This is a genomic window from Microcoleus sp. B3-D7 (assembly GCF_036705305.1).
In the GTDB taxonomy this organism is placed as follows: domain Bacteria; phylum Cyanobacteriota; class Cyanobacteriia; order Cyanobacteriales; family Microcoleaceae; genus Microcoleus.
The window spans coordinates 1-19446 of the sequence record NZ_JAUBUE010000072.1 but is presented as its reverse complement, the minus strand read 5'-3'; the positions used below and the strand labels follow the sequence as shown (position 1 = coordinate 19446).

The following is a 19446-nucleotide window of genomic DNA, read 5'->3' as shown; positions in this document are numbered from 1 at the left end:
GCTTCTGTGATTTATTGCGTAAGCGTTGCTTGCCGAAGCCATCGCCTCCCTCTTGAAAAACTGTCCGGAGTATTGATAAGATAACTAAGATTGTTTGTAAATTACCGAGGACTTGCAGGGTGAAAAAACGGGTAACACTGACGTTTCCCCAACGATCGATCCAAATGCCTGTCACCTATCGACTGGCAAAGGATTTTAATGTTGCAGCCAACATTATCCGTGCTCAGGTGGCTCCGAATCAAGTGGGCAAACTGGTGCTAGAGTTATCAGGGGACATCGACCAACTAGAAGCGGCGATCGACTGGATGCGATCGCAAAATATCGGCGTTTCCCTAGCCAGTCGGGAAATACTCATAGACGAAGATATCTGCGTTCACTGCGGTTTGTGTACGGGAGTTTGCCCGACCGAAGCCTTGACCATTGACCCAGAAAGCCTTAAACTAAGTTTTGCTCGATCGCGGTGTATCGTTTGCGAGCAGTGCATCCCCACTTGTCCGGTGCAAGCTATTTCTACTAACCTCTAGACACTGTACAAACTCATCGGGATCATCATCTTTTTTTTGCCTGGTTCTCCTAATTGTGCCATTGGATGAAAAAAAACTCTTGGGTTTCCCTAACTCTACTTTTTGTTACTTATTTCACTTTGGGCTGGAAATTATCGGAGTTTGATGTTCCACCGCACCTGACTTGGTTTCTAGCCATAGCTTCAATTTTAGTGTTGGCTGTCGCCTTGGCGTTCCCTCTGAGAGGCATAAAGGCCTTAATTTTGCGGTGGTTTTCGAGTGATATCGGTGCTTTTCTTTCTATTATTGTAGGAGCTTTTGTGGCAGTGGTAGTTTTTGCCTGGATGCACCTTTTTGCTACTTGTTTACTCTTGATTTCAGCGGGAGCTTTGGCAAGACTCGATATTCAAATGTCTGGTTGGAAGAATTGGCGGGCTTTTGCGGTATTAGCTACCATTTCTTTAACAGGTGTGGGGTTGGGCGGAGCGATCGAGTTTTGGTCAAGGACAGGCAGGATCGTATTCTCTTAATGAGGAACGGGAAATTCATCCAACCAAATTCTATAACTCGCAACGGATATTTAGCCGAAAACTATCAGATCGCCCATCAATAAATACAGCTTATTTTTTTTCAATCCCCCACCGGATTATTTCCCCGTTCCGCGTCGTAATCATAGCAGTTTTCAAGCCTGGTGAGGTACAGCATCTCAATTGCCGATTCCCAGTTGCGGGTTACTAATTCCCAATTACTAATTACTAATTACCAATTACCGACAAACCTGGGGTGGAACTGAAAACCCCCAGGGCAGTATTGAACTGTAGCGACTTTTGCTCAAAATGTTATTGCCAAGATCCCGCAAGTCCCGCACCCAAAAACTTATCGCAATAAAAAAGCAGCTTTAGGGAGCTGCTAGTCAGAATGCATGAGGTATTGTTTTTAGAATAGGGCAGGTGGAATTCGATCGGTGCTGGGTTACATTTTTTGATACGGGAGAGTTAATGAGTGAATGGACGATCGTAAAATCGTCACATAGGAGGATAGCATTGATGTTAAATTTCCCGACAATCAAGTTAGCGTTTAACTGTCCTTGCGCCCTACAGCCCTTCAGCGGTGGGGCCATTTTATTTTTAGGGAGAACTCAATAGCCGAATTTAGCGCATCAGATGAGTCTGCCATTAGTTCTTGTATAAAATTTCCGGATCGCCACATCCTCATACTTATAAAAGTTACGCCTCACATCCACTCAAACCCGGTGGATTTCAGAATATGGGGTGGTTAAACGGACACACTGTGACAAAAACCAGTATTTTCACCGAAGTCATACCATTTTAGATTTTAGATTTTAGATTTTGGGAATGACTGATGAAGCTTGTGGTTTGGAGGTTGCGTATAGTTGCATTATTTTTTTAACTGGTATCAAAAGTCCTCAGAAACCTGTTATTTTCTTAGAAACCCGGTTTCTGAATGTATCAATTGAGATCAGGCCCGGTTTCTGGTTTGATAACTTTTTGGATTTCCTCGATCGCCCTAGTCGCCACTGCTTCAGGCCTTTCCCCCACACCAGCATAGACTCGGACATCTGCTTGAGTGTAGAAACGCTCTCGCTCTTTCAAAAGGCTTTGCAGCTTAGATTTGATCTCGCCCTCCTGCAGTAGGGGTCGAGCGGTGTCCGAACGCAGTCGATCGTACAATTGATCTACAGGCACATCCAGCCACACTACTACACCGTAGTGCAAATAACCCCAATTCATCGATCGGGTCACAATGCCGCCGCCCGTAGCCACGACCGAATTTTGATACGCAGACAATTCGCCGAGCACTTTAGTTTCTAGTTCCCGAAAAGCCTCTTCCCCTTCTCGATCGAAAATCTCAGCAATTGACTGATTAGCAACTCGAACAATTAGTTCATCAGTATCAAAAAAACGGTATTTTAATTTTTTTGCCAAAATCCGCCCTACCGTTGTTTTCCCCGCACCCATCATCCCGACAAGATAGATATTTACTCCCCTCAACCCCTCCACGGCCAAATCCTCCGATATTTTTCTATTTTTTCACGTTAATCGAGCCGCCACTGGGGCTATCCTCGTCATCAAACTCATCACCCTCATCCAGTCCCCAATCCTCCTCTGCTTCTGCAAGAGGATTTATTTGTGCTTCATCAGCGGGTTTAGGAATTTCCCCTCCCGGAGGAACCAGCACTCGATACTCCGCATCGTATACAGACTCAGTTTGCCCCACCCCAGACTGGCTCGGATCTCGATAGCCGTAAGAATATACTGAGCCAGCCCAAGATTTGCTTTTCGGTTCCTGCTGAGCTTCGTAAGCCCTCGGATTTGCCGCTGGAACATCATTTACCTGCGGTCGATCGGGAAAATCGCGATCGTCCCCCCAATCGTCATCAACCCCTTGAGAGCCGGATTTTGAGCTATCTGAGACCCAATCGTCCTCATCGTCTGCTGCTGCATAAGCCCCCGGTTGAGCGTAATCCTTCGCCCCATCGGGGTTCGGAGTTTCTTGGTGGAAAGTCCGGGCATTGTAACCAGCCGATGTGCCGTACTCTGTTCGGTAGGAAGCAGTAGCCTGAGTTTGGCTATTTTCCGAATTCAGATACGGGTCAATTTCCTGTTTTCTAGGAGGGGGAGGTGGCGTGTAAGGTGTCCTCCCGTCTTCGGGGAAAGTATCGGGACGGCTGCGACTGTCGCGGCCGGTGCGGACTCGCGTTGCAGATAGGTAATTTGAAAAAGCTAGCAAACCAGAAATCAATAAAGATGTGAGAGCTCCCACCGCCATGCTCAACAAAATCCAAATAGATAAGGGCAAAGCAGGCGATCGAGCTCCCAAAAACACCAGCGATAATGCCGGCTCCACATTTTGCAGGGCAAAAATAGTTAACCCCACCACAATTACTAGCAAAAATACAGGTCGCATATTAAAAATATTGGTAATTGGTAATTGGTAATTGCTAATTGGTAATTGCTAATTGGTAATTGCTAATTGCTAATTGGTAATTGCTAATTAAAACTAACAAATCATCAATAACAAATAACAAACTGTCAACTATCAACTAACTCCCTTCTTCTTCCTTCCAGCGTTTGAGAGGAACGCAATCAATCCCCAACTGGTCTAAAGCGCGAGCCACCACAAAGTCTACCAAATCTTCAATAGTTTGCGGATTGTGATACCAAGCAGGAATCGCTGGTACAATTCTAGCTCCAGCTTCCGCCAAGGTAGTCAAATTCCGCAGGTGAATCAAGCTAAAAGGCGTTTCGCGAGGCACGAGTACCAATTTTCGCCCTTCCTTGAGCTGAACGTCGGCCGCCCTTTCGAGCAAATCCGAACTCAAGCCAGCCGCCAATTTGCCCAGCGTACTCATGCTACAGGGAATAACGATCATCCCTTGGGTGCGAAAGGAGCCACTAGCAATATTAGCACCGACATCTTGCCAGGGATGACACCGAAGTTTACCCATTGTGGCTACTCCTGCTTGTTCCCGCCAGAATTCCTCTTGCAGAGTCGGTTCTGCAGGCATTCGGGTGTTCTGTTCGCTTTGCCAAACCATGTAAGTAGACTTGGAAGCGACCAGTTCAATAGCGACATCGGCTTCCAACATAAACTTCAGAGTTCGCACCGCATAAATCAGTCCCGATGCACCGGTAACTCCTACAATCAGGGGGTAGTTATTCGTCATTAGTTATTTTTTAGTTGACCGTTTACTGTTGTTAGTAATTAGTTGTTATATCAAATCTCTTAGCAGCGGAATTATTCCTATCTCTCTTCTATTAATCGGCGTGAATCAGCCTCCATCCCTTGTCATCTGCAGTTAATAAATTATCTTTTTTTACCCCAGATACAGGCAGATTAACACAGATTAACGCAGAGAAATTATATAAATTCCGGTTGCACCGTCCGTGATTGCTAACTATTGACTAGATTTTAAAAATCCGATGCTATCGGATTTGATATTAGTCATTAATTATTTATTGATGATTGCTGAGTATAGTTTGCCGCCCCCCTCTAAATACTTAGTTGCTAGACAATGACAACTAAGTATTGAGGAAAATCAACAGTCAACAGTCAACTGTCAACTGATTATTCATCATCATCAAAAGCTTGACTGCCGCCGCCAACTGCAACTAAATCAATTTGCTGGCGGTAGTAGTCAACACTCTTGACTTGAACTTCTACCCGATCGCCCAAACGGTACTGGTTGCGGTTTTTGCGACCCACTAGAGTTTGCTGGCGCGATCGATACTCGTACCAGTCATCCTTTAGCGAAGAAACGTGCACCAATCCTTCAACACGCAAGATGTCGCTCTCCGGCGGCCGCACCTCAATTTCCACAAAGAAACCGTAAGACTGTACACCTGTAATCAAACCCTGAAAAGTTTGGCCAGTGCGTTCTTTCATCAATCCGGTTTTCTTCAATCCCTGCAAATCGCTTTCGGCATCCTCAGCAACCCTTTCGCGTTCCGTCAGGTGTACCACGGCCGATGCAAACTCTGTCTCAAATTCGTGGTGCAAATCTGGCGGGAGAACATTCCAAGTAATTTGACCGTGACAGGAGGAATGGTGCAAGTCAACTTTTTCCTTAGCCCGTGTTGTGCGGCTGCTGCGGCCTTGCTCGAACACCGCTTGCAACACCCGCAGCACCAGCAAATCGGCGTAGCGGGAAAGCGGCGAAGTGCAGCGCGTGTAACCCTCTGACAGCCCCAAACCGAAGTGTGGCTTGGGAGTTGTGCTGTAAACAGCGGGCTTCATGGTGTCTTCTAGCAGGTAGGTGAGAACTCTTTCAGACTTAAGGCCGGCAAACTGCTGGGTAAATCGCTGAAAGTCCAAGGGCAAAACTTCTTCTTCGCTTTCGAGATACAGTTCGCCTCCGAGGTTGTTGGAGAGTTTGATGAACTCTTGAATGTCTGCCGGGTCTGGCATCGGCTGGACGCGGTAGATTGCTGGGACTCCCAAAGCCTGCAGGTGAGTGGCGACAGCTTGGTTGGCGAGTACCACCAACTCGGAGACAGCCGACTGGGCGGGGGGAGCGAATGCAAAAGCTCCTAATTCGCCTTCGTCGTCGAAGTGAGAGTTAGCATCGGGCAAATTTAGTTCAAAAGCTCCCCGCTTGAGCCTTGCCTTTCTGGCAGCCTGTGAGGCAGCCGACATTTGATCTAGGAAAGGACGGAGGGCGGATGATAAAGGGTGATCTTCGGCACCGCCTGGTTCGATAATTGCTTGAGCTTGCTGGTAGGTGAGGTGGTAGTCAATTTGAATGACGCTGGCTTGAATTTCGTATTCTAAGAGTTCTCCCGATTCATCTAGGGTGAGCAGTATGCTGAAGGTCAGCCGTTCGGTATCTGGCAGCAGAGAGCAGCGCTCGTTGAGGATTTCTGGGAGTACCGCGATGATTTTTTCTCCCAGATGGGCCGCTGTGCCTCGCTTGCGGGCTTCGCGGTCGATCGGGGTTTCTGGCTGCACGTACTCGGCGGCGTCGCTGATGTGGATTCCTATTTGCCACCTGCCGGGCTTCAGGGTTTCGATCGACAAAGCGCGTTCCACTGGCGGATCGGAGAGGAACGATGTCGGATCGAACTCGTTTCCGGCTCCTCCCTCGGAGAGATTTTCCTCCTCAACTTTAGGGGCATCGTTTTCGCTGTTGGTTGTTCCCGGTACGTTTTTGCTGAAGCTAACAGTCAGAATGTTACGCAAATCTAGGCGTTTTTTGATGTCGGTTTTTTTGACTTTGCTGGGCAAATTTTCTGCTGCTTTGATGACGGCGGCAGGGAACGATCGCGGCAAGTCGTGTTTGCAGCATACGATGTCGAGGTCGTCAGCGGCTTCGGCGTCGGAACCGAGTACCTGTACTACTTTGCCGACTGGGCGGTGGGTGCCGAGGGGGTAGCGTTTGACTTCGACGTGTACTAGGTGGTCGATCGCCTCTTGAAGATTTGTGCCATTTGCGAGCAAGTCTAGTTCAAACAACAGGCGATCGTCCAGGGGGATTGCTCTGTAGCTGACGCGGCCGGTGGGGGTGGCGGTTTGCTTGACTCGCGCAAGTACCGAGGGGTTGGCGCGTTCGAGGATGAGCATGACTTCGCCTTCGGGCGATCGGCGGCGGCTACCTTCTTTGATGATTTTGACTAATACTCGATCGCCATTCCAAGCTGTCGAAAGGTGACTTTCCCGCACGTAAACGTCTTCTGAGCCTTCGGCGTCTTGAATTGCAAAGCAAAATCCTTTGCTAGAACAGCGCAGTTTTGCTTCTACTACGTCGTCTTCAGCTACTCGGCGATAGCGGCCTTTGTCTTTGACTAATATGCCAATTTTCTCTAGAGCTTCTAATGCGATTTGAAGTTTGAGTTGACTGGTGGCGTCGTTGCAGTCGAGTTTTTTCTCCAATGCTTTAGGGGCCACTAATTTGTCTTCTGTAAAATTTGCCAGCAGTGCAGCGATAGAAAATTCCATGTAGCGATCGATCCTCTTGTTTCCAGCAATTAGTCTAATTTTGGCGAAATCAGCCGCGCCCCCTCGGGCCCTCGCAGTGCCTGCTTCCCAACAAATGCGCGGGTTGATAGGTGGAGACGCGAGCACAGCCACCTTGTTTGATCGCGAGGTTTTTTTGAGATTCTCTCCCGACACCGGCTTCGTGCTAATTGTCTGCTGTCTGTCTTGAACTGACTGCTGACGGTGCAGACAAATGTCCCGCACGCTATTCCCCAATACAATTTTTTAGCGTTGGTTTGTTTGCTTTTAGGTCAACAGCGCCGAGCACTTCGCAAATTAGAAAGCCCCTGTCGGTTCTTAAAAGATGGCTCGATACTGAAAGCGACGGCTTGAGTCGAGGATGAGCCGATGGAGGGATGGAGAGGGATAAAATTTGCATTTCTTCCTTCTGCCTTCTTCCTTCTGCCTTGTTCCTTCTTCCTTTTGAAGTGCCTCTTGCTTCTTGCTTTAGCAAAGAATTTACCGGATCTTTAAGGCAAAATTGCTAGTAGCTCGCTGCTGCGATGCCCTTGTTTTTTTGCACGCGATCTGTCCTTGCGGACCGAGGTGCAACGAGCGAGTCGGGAGCAATCTGTGCTGTAGAAAGTGCAAGGTACACAAAACCGGAAACTTTTACTACTTTTGCTTAGTTGCTGTGCCATCTCCTATAGGTAGAAATGACGCCCGGTGCTTGTTAGCTTAAACTGCCGGATGTGGGATGGGGTTTAGTGGCGTGAAAGGTTGCGCGGATGACTCACCTTTAATTTATTGTATGTTGAATAGGTGCTTTCAGAAAATAGTTTTCTCTGGGCTGTACTACACTTAAGTCATAAGCCCCTTCTGGTTTCGGGGTCAAAAAATTATGTTTGCTGAATTTCGCGCCCTTTATCCCGCTGGACAGTTAATCTGTGAGTTGCTGACTGTTCATAACGGTAAGTTTGTTGTTCGCTGTCTGGTTCAGGTTGACGGCAAAACTCTTGCTACTGCTATGTCGGCTGCTGAGTCTGTTGAGGATGCGGAAGACCGCGCCCGGTTGCGAGCGATCGCTGTCCTCGGATTTGCTGCGCCCGATCGTGCGATCACGAGTGTTGATCCGGCTCCGGTTGCTGCTGTTTCCCCGGTTGCTGCTGTTCCCCCTCCTGCTGCTGTTTCCCCGGTTGCTGCTGTTCCCCCTCCCCCTCCTGCTGCTGTTCCGGTTCCTGTTGGGCCCACAAGTGTTCCTCTCCCGGTTCTAGAAATGCCTGTTGCTGACAAATTGCCGCCAACAGATCAAAGCACTTTTGTCAACACTGAAGCGAAATTAAATGAAGAGCCGATCGCACCTGTACCGGAACCGTTGCCGCCAACGGTCGATCGCGCGGAGGCTACTGGATTTGTACCAAAGCAGTTAGACTCAGACGCTTGGCTTTCTTCTAGCTACGGCGAACCACTTCAGGAACTGGATGTGCCTACTTCTAGCCAAAGTGAACTGCTACAGGGTGCGGCCGAAGTCAGGGAATTGCAACCGATCGCAGTGGGAATCCCCAGCGATGCGATCGAGGATAATTCGGATACGATCGCCGAAATAGACGCCATCCTCAAACGCCTGCAATGGAAGAAAAAACAGGAAAGCGATTGTCTCGAACAAAATTACGGCAAGTCGTCCCAGAGAGAGCTTTCTAGCGAACAGTTAGTAGATTTTCTAGAATATCTGGAAATCTACAGCAGAACGACTGAGGAAATCAAGCGGTTGGGCTGGACTCCCAACCAAGGAAAAGATTATCTCAAACAAGGTTATGGCAAAGAAGCGCGCCATTTCTTAAATCAAGTAGAATTGCTCGACTTCCTGCAATATCTCGAATCTTTGCCCTAGTAATTATGTAGGGTTTCTAGGTGTGATGTTTTTTATAAAAAGCTACATATAGCAGTTTTCAATTGTATGAAATACAGTAAGGACTTAACTAGGAAGCCGTATCAGGCGCCCCAGCATCTGTAATTCACTCCACTGAAAACTGCTATATGACTGTTAAAAATTAAAAATCAAAAATGAAGAATATTTCCTCATTTTTGATTTTTAACTTTTTATTTAGACGACAGCGGCGATCGGGCGGCTGGCGGAAGGACGGCGATCGATGACTTGATCGACTAATCCGTAGTCCTTTGCTTCTTCAGCCGACATGAAGAAATCCCGTTCGGTATCTTCTTCAATGCGGGAAAGTGGCTGACCGGTATGGTTGGCAAGATGTTCGTTCAGGCGGCGCTTGTGGTACAAAATTTCTTTGGCCTGAATTTCAATATCGGTTGCTTGTCCTTGAGCTCCGCCTAGAGGTTGGTGGATCATAATCCGGGAGTGGGGCAAACTCATCCGCTTGCCTTTCGCGCCGGCACTCAACAGAAAAGCGCCCATGCTGGCGGCCAAACCGAGACAAATAGTGCAAATGTCGGGGCGGATGTGGTTCATCGTGTCAAAAATGCCCATACCTGCTGTTACCGAACCCCCTGGGGAGTTGATATAGAGGTAAATATCTTTCTCCGGGTCTTCGGCGTCTAAAAATAGCAATTGGGCAACAATCAGGTTGGCTAAGTCTGAGTCAACCTGTTGGCCCAAGAAGACGATGCGATCGCGCAGGAGTCGCGAGTAAATGTCAAAGGCGCGTTCGCCGCGACCGGATTGTTCTATAACGGTTGGGATCATTGACCGGGCCTGCCTATTACGTATCTTTTTTTAATTTTAGCGATTTGGGTTCATTTATAGTTAGGGAGGGGTGGCGCGCGATCGAGAAATCGGCAAAATCCTTTAGTTGGAAGGGATTGGGGCGGTCATTTGGGGAAATTGTGGCGAGGGTGCGATCGGATTTCCGATCCAAGGGCGATCTATTACGAAGCAGAAACCTAAGTCAGCGATTCTTAGGAATCCCCGTGCGCTGACGCCGGGGAGGATGTCAATCTGTCCTTATCAGACTTCAAACTGAGGGGTTTCTCGATTTAAAATGCGGGTAAATTTCCTTCTCAAATAATTCTTGAATTTCTGCTGGCTGCTGTGCGACTAAATCTTTATAATCTTCCTCCACAGAAATATTGTAACTTGCTGTGCGTTTAGCAATTTTTGGTAACCAAGCTGTGTGTAGCGTAAACCCAAATTTTAATTCAGGATGACCTAACTTACAAATCGGCCCCCCGACCAAGTTTTTTGCATCAAAAACCCAAATTTCTGACGAGTTTTTCAAGTAAATTGTGCAGACAATATAGCCATCTGTCGAATCTCCATTTCCCCCTGCACGCGGGACAAATTGCGGGGAGTTTATCATGTATCCTTGGGCTGTATTATCGGCTTCAATTTCTGGCATAAACACAAACGCATCAGCTATTTTCATTTCTTGAGTGTCGAGGCGCAACAAACAAGCGGGCTTTCCTTCCTGTCGATCTAAAAGTTTTAGCAAATCCTCATTTGACACCACTCGATATTTATAGTCTTTATACAAGTTTAAAATAAATTTTGTTAGCAATTCAGGCCAGAATCCATCCGAATTCCAGTATATATTTTTTATTTTTTCAGCAGTTTTACCAGATGGCAATGTATCGCAATAGGTGTTCAGCGCCATACCCCACGTTAACTTATCATCTGAAATGACATTTGATTCAACCACTTGTCCACTTTCTACATCAATAACATAACGTCCCAGCCGGCTAATATCTGCCTCACCACTGAGCATTCCATACAAGCGTGGCGGTACAGCTGTTTCTGCGCTATCAGCCCCAGAGTCAAAACTACGCAACCACTCCCCCGAATCCGCAGCACAAATATGTCCTATATGGAGCGTTATTTTTCCGTTTGAATCGTCATAATCAGCCGCAAAATGAAAGGCTTCAAGAGGAATTACTACTTGTTTTGCCACAACTTCAACTTCTTGTTTAGAATAAGCCGGTTGCTGTCCTCCTATCAGTCGTTCGCGGCGGACAATGTACACATAAGAATCGGGAGAAAGTGGACGCGATAAAATATCTCTCAGAAAGTTTTCTGTTTGTTTTCTGTTGGGAAGTGGGTTATTAAAAATTTCCGCTATCCCAACACCAAACGCTGTATCCATCAAAATCACATAGTTACGAGTCACAGCTATTTGATGCAGACTTTGGTGGATTACCACCGGGGAACGATCCTGCAAAACCAATTTCCATCGTTCAATATGGCCGCTACCATTCCAGCGCATTAAATAAACGAAATTTTGCATTTTAAATTTGAAAACATTTTCAAAAAGGCTACTAATTAACTTAAAAGCCTCCCAAATAATTTTAGCAATCCAGTTAAGTAAAAACTTAATAACGTTTAGGGTATTGAGAAAATTGAAAATCAATTCTAAAAGTTTTTTGATGGCATGAGGTAGCTTTTCTGCCTCATAAATAAACGGAATTGCTTGCATGAAATTCCCCATTGATCTGCCATAATTCACCGTAAACATTTCCTGGGTTTCCGCATCAAAAAAAGGATGCGCCGTACTCAAGACTGGCCCAAATGGCATAGATAAAGAAACTTCAGGCCGCCACTCTGCATTAGCACCCACCGGCGTTACAACTTCCAAAGTTTCCGTATCAATTTCATAAGGACGACCGGCATCATAAGTAACTAACAGCCGGTCATTTGTATCTTCAGAGGTTTTAAATTTTACAAATGCCGTGTTTAATTGATTGCGAACTCCCAAGGCCATAGAAAAACGAGTGAGTCCGTGATTTTGAAACCCATATTTGTGATATTCGCTTCGGCGTTTTGTTGCTTCATCGGCATAATAACAGGGAGTTTTTGCAATTCGTGTCGTGATTTTTGCTGGTTGTTGAGTATTAAAATCAATGCGATAAACCATGCCATCGCCGTTGAAAATTGGAGTCCCATCAGGATACGGTAAACCACCTGAATCACCCGAGCCGGCCGGTGCCACAATAAACACATGACCTTGCAAATCCTCCGGTAATTTTCCCTCAATAATATTTAGCTGAAGCTCGGTTAATTCACACCGCTTCGCCACCATTACTGCTTGTGGTACATACAGAGGGTAGTTTTTCGTCATCTCTGAAAAAGCAGGGTTCATTTGAGTATTCATGGTCACATAAAAACTTGTAGTTGTGTACAGATTAGGCTGGGTTTACCGTGTGAAAACCCAACCCTACCCCGAAAATTACCAGAAAAAAAATTCGCAAAAATTGCTGAATTTAAAGATTTTTATTTGCCCTCAAATCGCTGGTAAATTTCATCAAACAACGCTCGAATGTCCTCACCCATTTTCTTTGTGTCTCCATCCCTTGACTGCAAATATTTATTCACAAGTTCCGACACCACCGGCTCATAATCCTCTCGCACATTGTAATCTGACTTTGGCGGCGAAACTACTTCTGGCAACCAAGTTGTGTGAATTGTAAACCCAATATTGATTTGTTCACTACACAGCCTGTATTTGGGGCCACTCTTTAAATTTGCGGCATCAAACAGCCAAAGTTCACTGTTATTAGAGCCATCATTACGATCCGAAAGAACCACACAAATCAGATAACCATCTGTTGAACTGCTATCCCCTCCCTGACGCGGCACAAACTGGGGAGAGTTGGCGAAATGACCTGCCGGAAACTCATAATAATCTGGCGTGGTCAGTTCAATTTCTAAGCCTTGCTGACCATTATTTTTGCGCTCAACATGAACCCGACATAACGTACTTGCTCTGCCTTCTTGGCTGATGGCTTTCACTTTACTGATGGGGAATTTACGATATTTATAATCCTTATAAATATCCCCAACAAACTGCGGCAACAGTTCTTCCCAGGCTCCAAAAAAGATCCAGTAAATATCATCAATTTTTTCGGGCTGCTTCAGCGTCATTTCCCTATAGGCATACACCGGATCTCCCCAACTAAAATCACGTTCAATTAAACAGGATCTCACAGCATCAGAACTAGGGAGTTTTGCAGGGTCAATAACATGACATCCAATGATACCCACGTCCATCCCACTCACTAAAACGCCGGGTAAACTTCGCATTCGGTTATTGATTTCGACATCGCTATAGACTGACTTATCAAAACGGCGAATTGTCTCCGCCGCATCACAAGCACAACTATGAACCGTATGTATAACAATGCCATCTGCATCTTCATATTCAACGACATAATGAGCAATTTCGCGAGGGATAATAACTTCGTGCGCTGTGACTGTTTTCTCTCCAGGTATTAATTTTTCCCGAGGAACAATCCACACTTTTGTATCTGCTAATTGGGGAATGTCTGTTAACTCTCGAATCAAAAATTCTATTTCTTCAATTAATTCCCAATGTTCAGCAAATAAAAGTTCTTCTAAAGCAATTTTAAACGCTGTATCTGCCAAAACAATGTAATTTTTAGTCAGACCCATCTGGTGCAAGGTTTGTTTGACTTTAATCGGCTTGCCATTGGGTAAAACGACTTTCCATCTGTCAAAGTTTTCTTCTCCCCGCCAACACACTAATTCAACAAAATCATCCTTAGCAAAGGCGTTCAATATTTGCAGGACAGTTTTGTATATTTTTTCGAGGAGTTGATAAATCGCTTTGCCTAAACTTAAAAACGCTTTGAGGATATTTTTGTATAAGTTGCTCAGCCATTCTCTGAACCTATCCAGAGGACTGGTTGTCTTCTTTGACCCTAAAGATTTCTTCAAAGGTTTCGTTAAAATCCGTAGCTGGTAAAGAAATTGTCGCAAAGTTGGTAAAAATGAAGAGATTGAGCGACCTAAATTAATTGTAAATAACTCTCCCGTGCTATAGTCAAAACACGGATGAGCGCAACTCATACTCAGCGGAAAAGGTTGCTTGGGAAACAGCGGGTTCACAGCTTTCCAATCTTTAATTAAACCTATTGGCTGTACCACTTCCATAGTGTTTGGGTCAACTTCGTAAGAGCGGCCCATATCCACAGTAATTAACAAACGATAAGGATCGGCTTGGTATTTTTTAAAAGGCGTTAATGTAACACTGAGTTGGGAAGTAACCCCCAAAGCCAGAGAAGCACGGGCAATGCCAAAATCTTTAAAGCCTAAATTTACATCATTTGAATTTTCATAAGTATATTTATCTGCCCAATAACTAAGGGGTTTGGCAATGCGTGTTTTCAAATGAGCTTTGCCATTTTCAAACCCAATGCGGTAAAGCATTCCATCGCCGTTATAGAGAGGAGTCCAGCCATATTCACTGGGGTAAACAATGTGTGGAGAATTGGGTTTTTTGGGCGAATCAACCGAACCTGCCGGTCCCACAATAAAGACATATCCTGTTAAATCTGGTGGCAGTTCAGTAGAGATTTCTGTTAGCCCTTGTTTTACCGTCAATTGCAAAGCATCAAATTCTTCTCGACTCACAGACAACATCGCCTGCGGAAAATGTGATTTATCCGACTGACTAGAAACATTATCTAAACTTTCAGTCGCTTTTAGAGTGGGTTGAGTCATGGTTATAATTCTAGTGAAAAGATGGGAAAACTATAGTTTAAGCAGCCATCGGGCTGCATAGCTCAACAATAACCGATCGCTGCAAGCAATGTCATCCCCTTTTCACGATCCACTGGGTCAAATTCTTCAGCATTTAGATCAAGGTTTGTCATACACTGCTGTGCAGCTTCAGTTTGGCCACAGCGGTGTAAAAATTCGCTTAAACTTATAATCGCCCGTCGTTCCAAAGACACGGCACCCTGAGAGCGAGCAACTTCAAGCGCTTTATGAAAACAAATTTCCGCCTCTGCATCTTTTGATTGCATAATTAACGCTTCACCTTTGATCCGGTAGAGTTCGGCTTTCCAATAAGCGCCCGTTGGGTCTGCTAATTCCAAACCTTTATCAATCAAGCTTACACATTCTTCCACCAAACCAGCATTCAGATAACCGATAGCCGTCAACATCATATAATAAATTTGTCCTAATCTTGTCCCCAGGCTTAAATAAGCTGTTAAATTTTGCTGCATTTGTGTCAAACCTAACTCGATTTCTCCTGACTGCTGGTTTGCCGAACCCACGACAATACTCGTCAAAGTCCCCCAGAAATAAAACTCGTTTTCCATGCAGAAATTAATTGTCATTTTCCCATATTTTTGGGTACTAGGTAGATTTTGTAAGTAGTGATAAATCTGAGTTTCATAGAAATAAGCAAGGGCCAAAGAAAACGGGTGTCCTATCTTTCTAGCTAAACTCAAGGATTGTTCCTTTTTCTCAAGAGCTTGCCGACCATAACCACGTAACCACAAGCATATTGATAGAAGAGCAAAATTCGCTACCCCCGAATCTTGTCCATAAATAAAAGCAAGGGAAGAATGTTTTTGATCATCGTAATAGAATAAAGACCGTTCTAGGTGAAATTGAGCCTGAACTAAATCTCCCATATAAAGCAAGTTCGCACCCATAGAATGATGAGCAGTTACCTGCATTGCCGAATCTTGGGAATTGTCGGCTAGACAAAGAAGTTGTTGTGCTAATTCTCCGGCGGTTTTTGTATCTCCTTGCCCAATATGGGCTGCAAATAACCCCCACAACATCGGAAAAAAATTCGCTGTTTCTCCGAGTTCTTGCGCCAATTCCCGCGCTCTGGTAAAAGTTTTAATTAATTCAGGCGAACCATAACCTTTAATTGCCGTTAGCGGCGCACCCAAAGCTATGTGCAACCGCAATTCTTGCTCTTTTCTCTCCACCGTACCCGGCAAGGTTTCTAACCACTGCAACGCCTCTGTAAACAACCCCAGCGCCTCCCGCAAAGCGTGCGCCCGCACCGCCTGCTCCCCCGCCTTTTCTAAATAAAAAATCGCCTTTTCTGCAACCCCCGCTTTACTCCAATGATGTGCCAAAATCGCATAAAACCCCGACAACTCTTCATCACTTCTTTCATACCACAACGCCAAAAATTCATGAACTTGCCGGCGCTGCGAGTACAACATCAAACCATAAGCCACTTCCTGAGTAATAATATGCTTAAACATATACCCCAAATCCGGCTCTGGCGTCTCCATCGGGGTAAGATCGAACCGCTGTAACTTCATCAAATAATTAGGCAACTCAGGCTTATCCTCCTCAATAGGATGAATATCTCGCAACAACTGAAATCCAAAAGACCTACCAATCACGCTCGCCACTTTCAATGTAAGCTGTTCACTAGGAGAAAGCCGATCGATCCGCGAAGCAATCACCCCCTGCACCGTAGCAGGAAACTTTAGCTCACTCAAATTACCAACCCCCGCAGCAATCCGACACTCCCCATCATGAATTTCTATCACCCCCGCCTCGCGCAAACCATAAGCCAATTCCTCACTAAAAAACGGATTTCCTTCTGTTTTTTTCTCAATTAACTCCACCACGCGATCGGGCAAACTTTTTACCCCCAAACGCTGAGACAAAAACAGTCGCGTATCTGTAGCCGGCATTGCTTCCAAATGCAACTGTTCTACCCCTTCTATCATCAGCACTCGATCGTATTCCTCCGGCATCGGCTCACCCATTGGTCTCGTCCCTATCACCAATAACAAGCGCTTCACCTTCTGCGCCACCGCCAAAATCAGCGCCCAACTTGACGAATCCAACCAATGGGCATCCTCGAAAACAAGCAACTTAGGAGAGCGATTCACCGAATCCTGCAACAATTGCACCAACAAATCCCGCGTCGCTTCCGCCCGTGGCTGCCCCACCAACCCAGCCGAGACCTCTGTATCCGGCAAATCTAAACCCAAAACCCCATTTAAAAGTGCCGCTTTTTCCAACCATTGCGGTTCATCCTCCAATAAATCTAAAACCTGACGTTTTTTCGCCTCTAAATCGGGTAAAAAAGACAAATCCCACAAGTGACTAAATACCTCGTTCCAAGCATGATAAGGCCTCGATCGAGCGATCGCATCCCCCGCACCAACCAAACTTCCGACCCCCAATTCTTGCGCCTGCAAAAGCAAATTTTCTATCAAACAAGACTTGCCAATTCCTGCCTCCCCACAAATCATAACCACCCCAGAAATACCCGCTTTCAACTGCTCTAATTTCTTCCCTAACAACAACCGTTCTTTTTCCCGCCCCACAATCGACTTTTCCGTTTTTCCTGTCATCCACCAAGGCAAATCTTTACGCACATCCCCAAGCGGACAAAATACTTGAACGACTTCTTCTATACCTTTAACTTTAATGGGAGTTAACGATTTAAACTCTATTTTTTCTTTGGCAAACTGAAACGTCCCTTCATCACACAAAATTCCGTCCTTCGCAGCCTGCATCAATCGCGCCGCTAAATTCACAACCGCCCCGATAATCGTGTATTCTCGACGTTGCTCGCTGCCAATTACACCACTATAACAAGTACCAGTCGCGATCCCTATATTCGGTTGCAATCCTAAACTTCTTAAGCTTTCTAATAACGCCATTCCCGCCATGACACAACGCACCGAATCATCCTCATGGGCAAACGGCGGCAAACCAAAAGCAATCACCAATGTACTACCTTTATCATCCACCAAAAACTTATTTAAAGTCCCCTCATAAACTTGCAAAATATTTTGGATACCATTAAGTGTAGTTGAAATAAAATCTAAAGCTCCCTCCGCATCATAATCCATCCCAGGCAAATTTAAAAACATCACACTCACTCGTCGCAAATCGCCTAACCAATCAGTTTGACCTACTTTTAAACGCTGCAAAACCCCCAAACTTACATATCTTTCCAGTCGTTCTTGCATCTCATCATAAATCGCTATCTGAGCCGATTCAACCAGATTGAGAAACCTTCTATCCGCAACAGACTTTAAAAGATTAAATCCCTCCAGACGCACCACATTTGAAGCTAATAATTCTCCCACAAACTGGTCTTTGATTAACTCCCAAGCCGTCAGCGACAAACAAGCTTCACCTATACCCGCAGCAGTTTCTGCAAGCGCCACTTGAGCAATAGGTTCCCCCGCCACAAGATACTCCCATCGGCCATTCGTTCCGCCGATGTAAAACTCTTTTAAGTTACCCGCCCCAATACCAATATGCAATCGCAACTGGGCATTGGCTGCTTGATATTCACCCAAATCATTTAAAATCGCCAAAGCACATTGCGCCGCACAATAAGTCGCTAGATCTAAAGACAAACTTTCCGCCGGCCAAATCGCCAACATAGCATCGCCAGCAAACTTAATAATATCTCCTTTATGTGCTATTATTAATTCAATTAATTGACCAAAATAAGCATTTAAATGAGTCGTTAATTCTTCAACTCCAATAGAACCTTTTTGAGCAAGACGTTCAGTAAGAGCAGTAAAACCAGAGATGTCAACAAATAACACTGCTGCCTCAAAAGACCCACTAGCCGGAGAAGCAAGAGGAGTAGGATCTGCAGCAAAACAATTTAAGACACGAATCGGTAAAAAACTGGCAAGGTTTTCAACAAAAGTAGGCATAATTCGTCACACAAAGACTAATAGTACAATTGGCGGTATACTTCAAAGAGTCTAACAAATTACGCACCCTGAAGACAGCAAACATTCCCCATCTCTGTATATACGCTCTATTTCTTCAGCCGTTCGTAGCGTAGTTAACATCTAGGTAGGGCTTGCGGAAAAAACATGAAGCCATTATTATATCAAGTGAAAAGGTTAGGCTTTTTACGCCAAGCTGTTGAACTAATTTATTAACTAATAGAGGCTATTTATCTTCCTGCGATAGTATACGTACTATTAATTAACTCACATCCTCGGATTGCAACCCCTGCTCCAATAACAGGGAATTGATATCAACAAAGATGTAAGTAAATCAGGACTTACGCACTATCAGGCTCAAAACAAACGGTTCCGATTACTTCCCTTGGCTCGTAATGACAGAAATACGTTGTTTTTGCATAATTTCTATAAATGTATTATAAACAGTATTATAATCAAGAGCCTTTGAGGGTTAAGTTTTGTTACTCATTACTTGCCAACCACCTACTTGTTATACCAAACCCGGCTTATTTACCCCATTTATGATGGTTCCCAGAAACTTCGCCCGCTTAAGCTATATCGCAAGCTATGTTAATCGCTGAGGGGAGATCCAACCCGAATTTGGTATTACTCAACTGTTTGACTCAAATTTTTATCACCCAACCACGGCGGTACATTCCATACAAAATTAACCACCAGAATAATACCGCAGTCACGGCAAACGCTAGAGAACCATTCAGCGACCCCGCCCACGGCACAAACCAGTTTTCATAAATCCAAGTGTAAGTGGTTGGAGCATTTGCACCAGTACCGATATGAGTTTTTAAGATAATTCTGGCAACTATACCGGAAGCAACAAACAGGAAAATTGCATTCAATCCCATGATTTCAAACGGCCTCCCCCATTTCCAATCCCGCACTTCAATTGTTTCGTAGCAAGCTGCTAGCAATAGCAAAGCCCAGCCAGCAGTAAAAACTACATAATACCAATTTTATGTGAAGTTGCATATAATAGAGAGATAGCTTTTATGGTGCGTTTATGAGTCGTAGTTTAAAA

Annotated in this window: 11 protein-coding genes and 1 pseudogene; 3 read left to right on the top strand and 9 right to left on the bottom strand. The window is 45.2% G+C overall.

Features of this window, described 5'->3' with window-relative positions; all coding sequences use genetic code 11:
* Positions 1-119 precede the first annotated feature (119 nt).
* Positions 120-524 (top strand): NIL domain-containing protein, encoded by a 405-nt coding sequence (locus QUB25_RS27880; protein WP_333188465.1) that lies wholly within the window; start codon positions 120-122, stop codon positions 522-524.
* 65 nt (positions 525-589) lie between these two features.
* Positions 590-1033: a hypothetical protein gene (locus QUB25_RS27875; RefSeq protein WP_333035088.1), complete on the top strand. Its 444-nt coding sequence runs from the start codon at positions 590-592 to the stop codon at positions 1031-1033.
* Positions 1034-1972: 939 nt separating this feature from the next.
* On the opposite strand, the gene QUB25_RS27870 is transcribed toward QUB25_RS27875, so the two are convergent.
* From QUB25_RS27870 to QUB25_RS27855, 4 genes are all read right to left on the bottom strand, one after another.
* Entirely contained in the window at positions 1973-2524 is a 552-nt protein-coding gene (locus QUB25_RS27870) for a shikimate kinase (protein ID WP_333060866.1), read from the bottom strand.
* A gap of 22 nt (positions 2525-2546) precedes the next feature.
* Positions 2547-3431, bottom strand: a complete 885-nt coding sequence (locus QUB25_RS27865; protein ID WP_333188462.1) for a LapA family protein — start codon at positions 3429-3431, stop codon at positions 2547-2549.
* Positions 3432-3567: 136 nt separating this feature from the next.
* Positions 3568-4191: a flavin prenyltransferase UbiX gene (locus QUB25_RS27860; RefSeq protein ID WP_333188459.1), complete on the bottom strand. Its 624-nt coding sequence runs from the start codon at positions 4189-4191 to the stop codon at positions 3568-3570.
* Positions 4192-4592: 401 nt separating this feature from the next.
* Positions 4593-6959 carry a ribonuclease R family protein gene (locus QUB25_RS27855; protein WP_333188468.1) on the bottom strand — a complete coding sequence of 789 codons (2367 nt, stop codon included), beginning with the start codon at positions 6957-6959 and terminating at the stop codon, positions 4593-4595.
* 880 nt (positions 6960-7839) lie between these two features.
* Between QUB25_RS27855 and QUB25_RS27850 the strand changes: the two genes are divergently transcribed.
* Positions 7840-8829 carry a hypothetical protein gene (locus QUB25_RS27850; RefSeq protein ID WP_333188456.1) on the top strand — a complete coding sequence of 330 codons (990 nt, stop codon included), beginning with the start codon at positions 7840-7842 and terminating at the stop codon, positions 8827-8829.
* Between the two features lie 213 nt (positions 8830-9042).
* Here the strand turns inward: QUB25_RS27850 and clpP are convergent, their stop codons facing one another.
* The 5 genes and pseudogenes from clpP to QUB25_RS27825 form a co-directional block, all read right to left on the bottom strand.
* Positions 9043-9675, bottom strand: a complete 633-nt coding sequence (gene clpP, locus QUB25_RS27845) for an ATP-dependent Clp endopeptidase proteolytic subunit ClpP (RefSeq protein WP_333077590.1) — start codon at positions 9673-9675, stop codon at positions 9043-9045.
* Positions 9676-9919: 244 nt separating this feature from the next.
* Positions 9920-12049: a carotenoid oxygenase family protein gene (locus QUB25_RS27840; protein WP_333188454.1), complete on the bottom strand. Its 2130-nt coding sequence runs from the start codon at positions 12047-12049 to the stop codon at positions 9920-9922.
* A gap of 119 nt (positions 12050-12168) precedes the next feature.
* Entirely contained in the window at positions 12169-14418 is a 2250-nt protein-coding gene (locus QUB25_RS27835; RefSeq protein ID WP_333188452.1) for a carotenoid oxygenase family protein, read from the bottom strand.
* Between the two features lie 62 nt (positions 14419-14480).
* On the bottom strand, positions 14481-18371 hold the full coding sequence (locus tag QUB25_RS27830; protein ID WP_333188450.1) for an adenylate/guanylate cyclase domain-containing protein: 3891 nt from the start codon (positions 18369-18371) through the stop codon (positions 14481-14483).
* 662 nt (positions 18372-19033) lie between these two features.
* Positions 19034-19372, bottom strand: a pseudogene (locus QUB25_RS27825) (DUF5009 domain-containing protein); the annotation flags it as partial.
* Between the last annotated feature and the right edge of the window lie 74 nt (positions 19373-19446).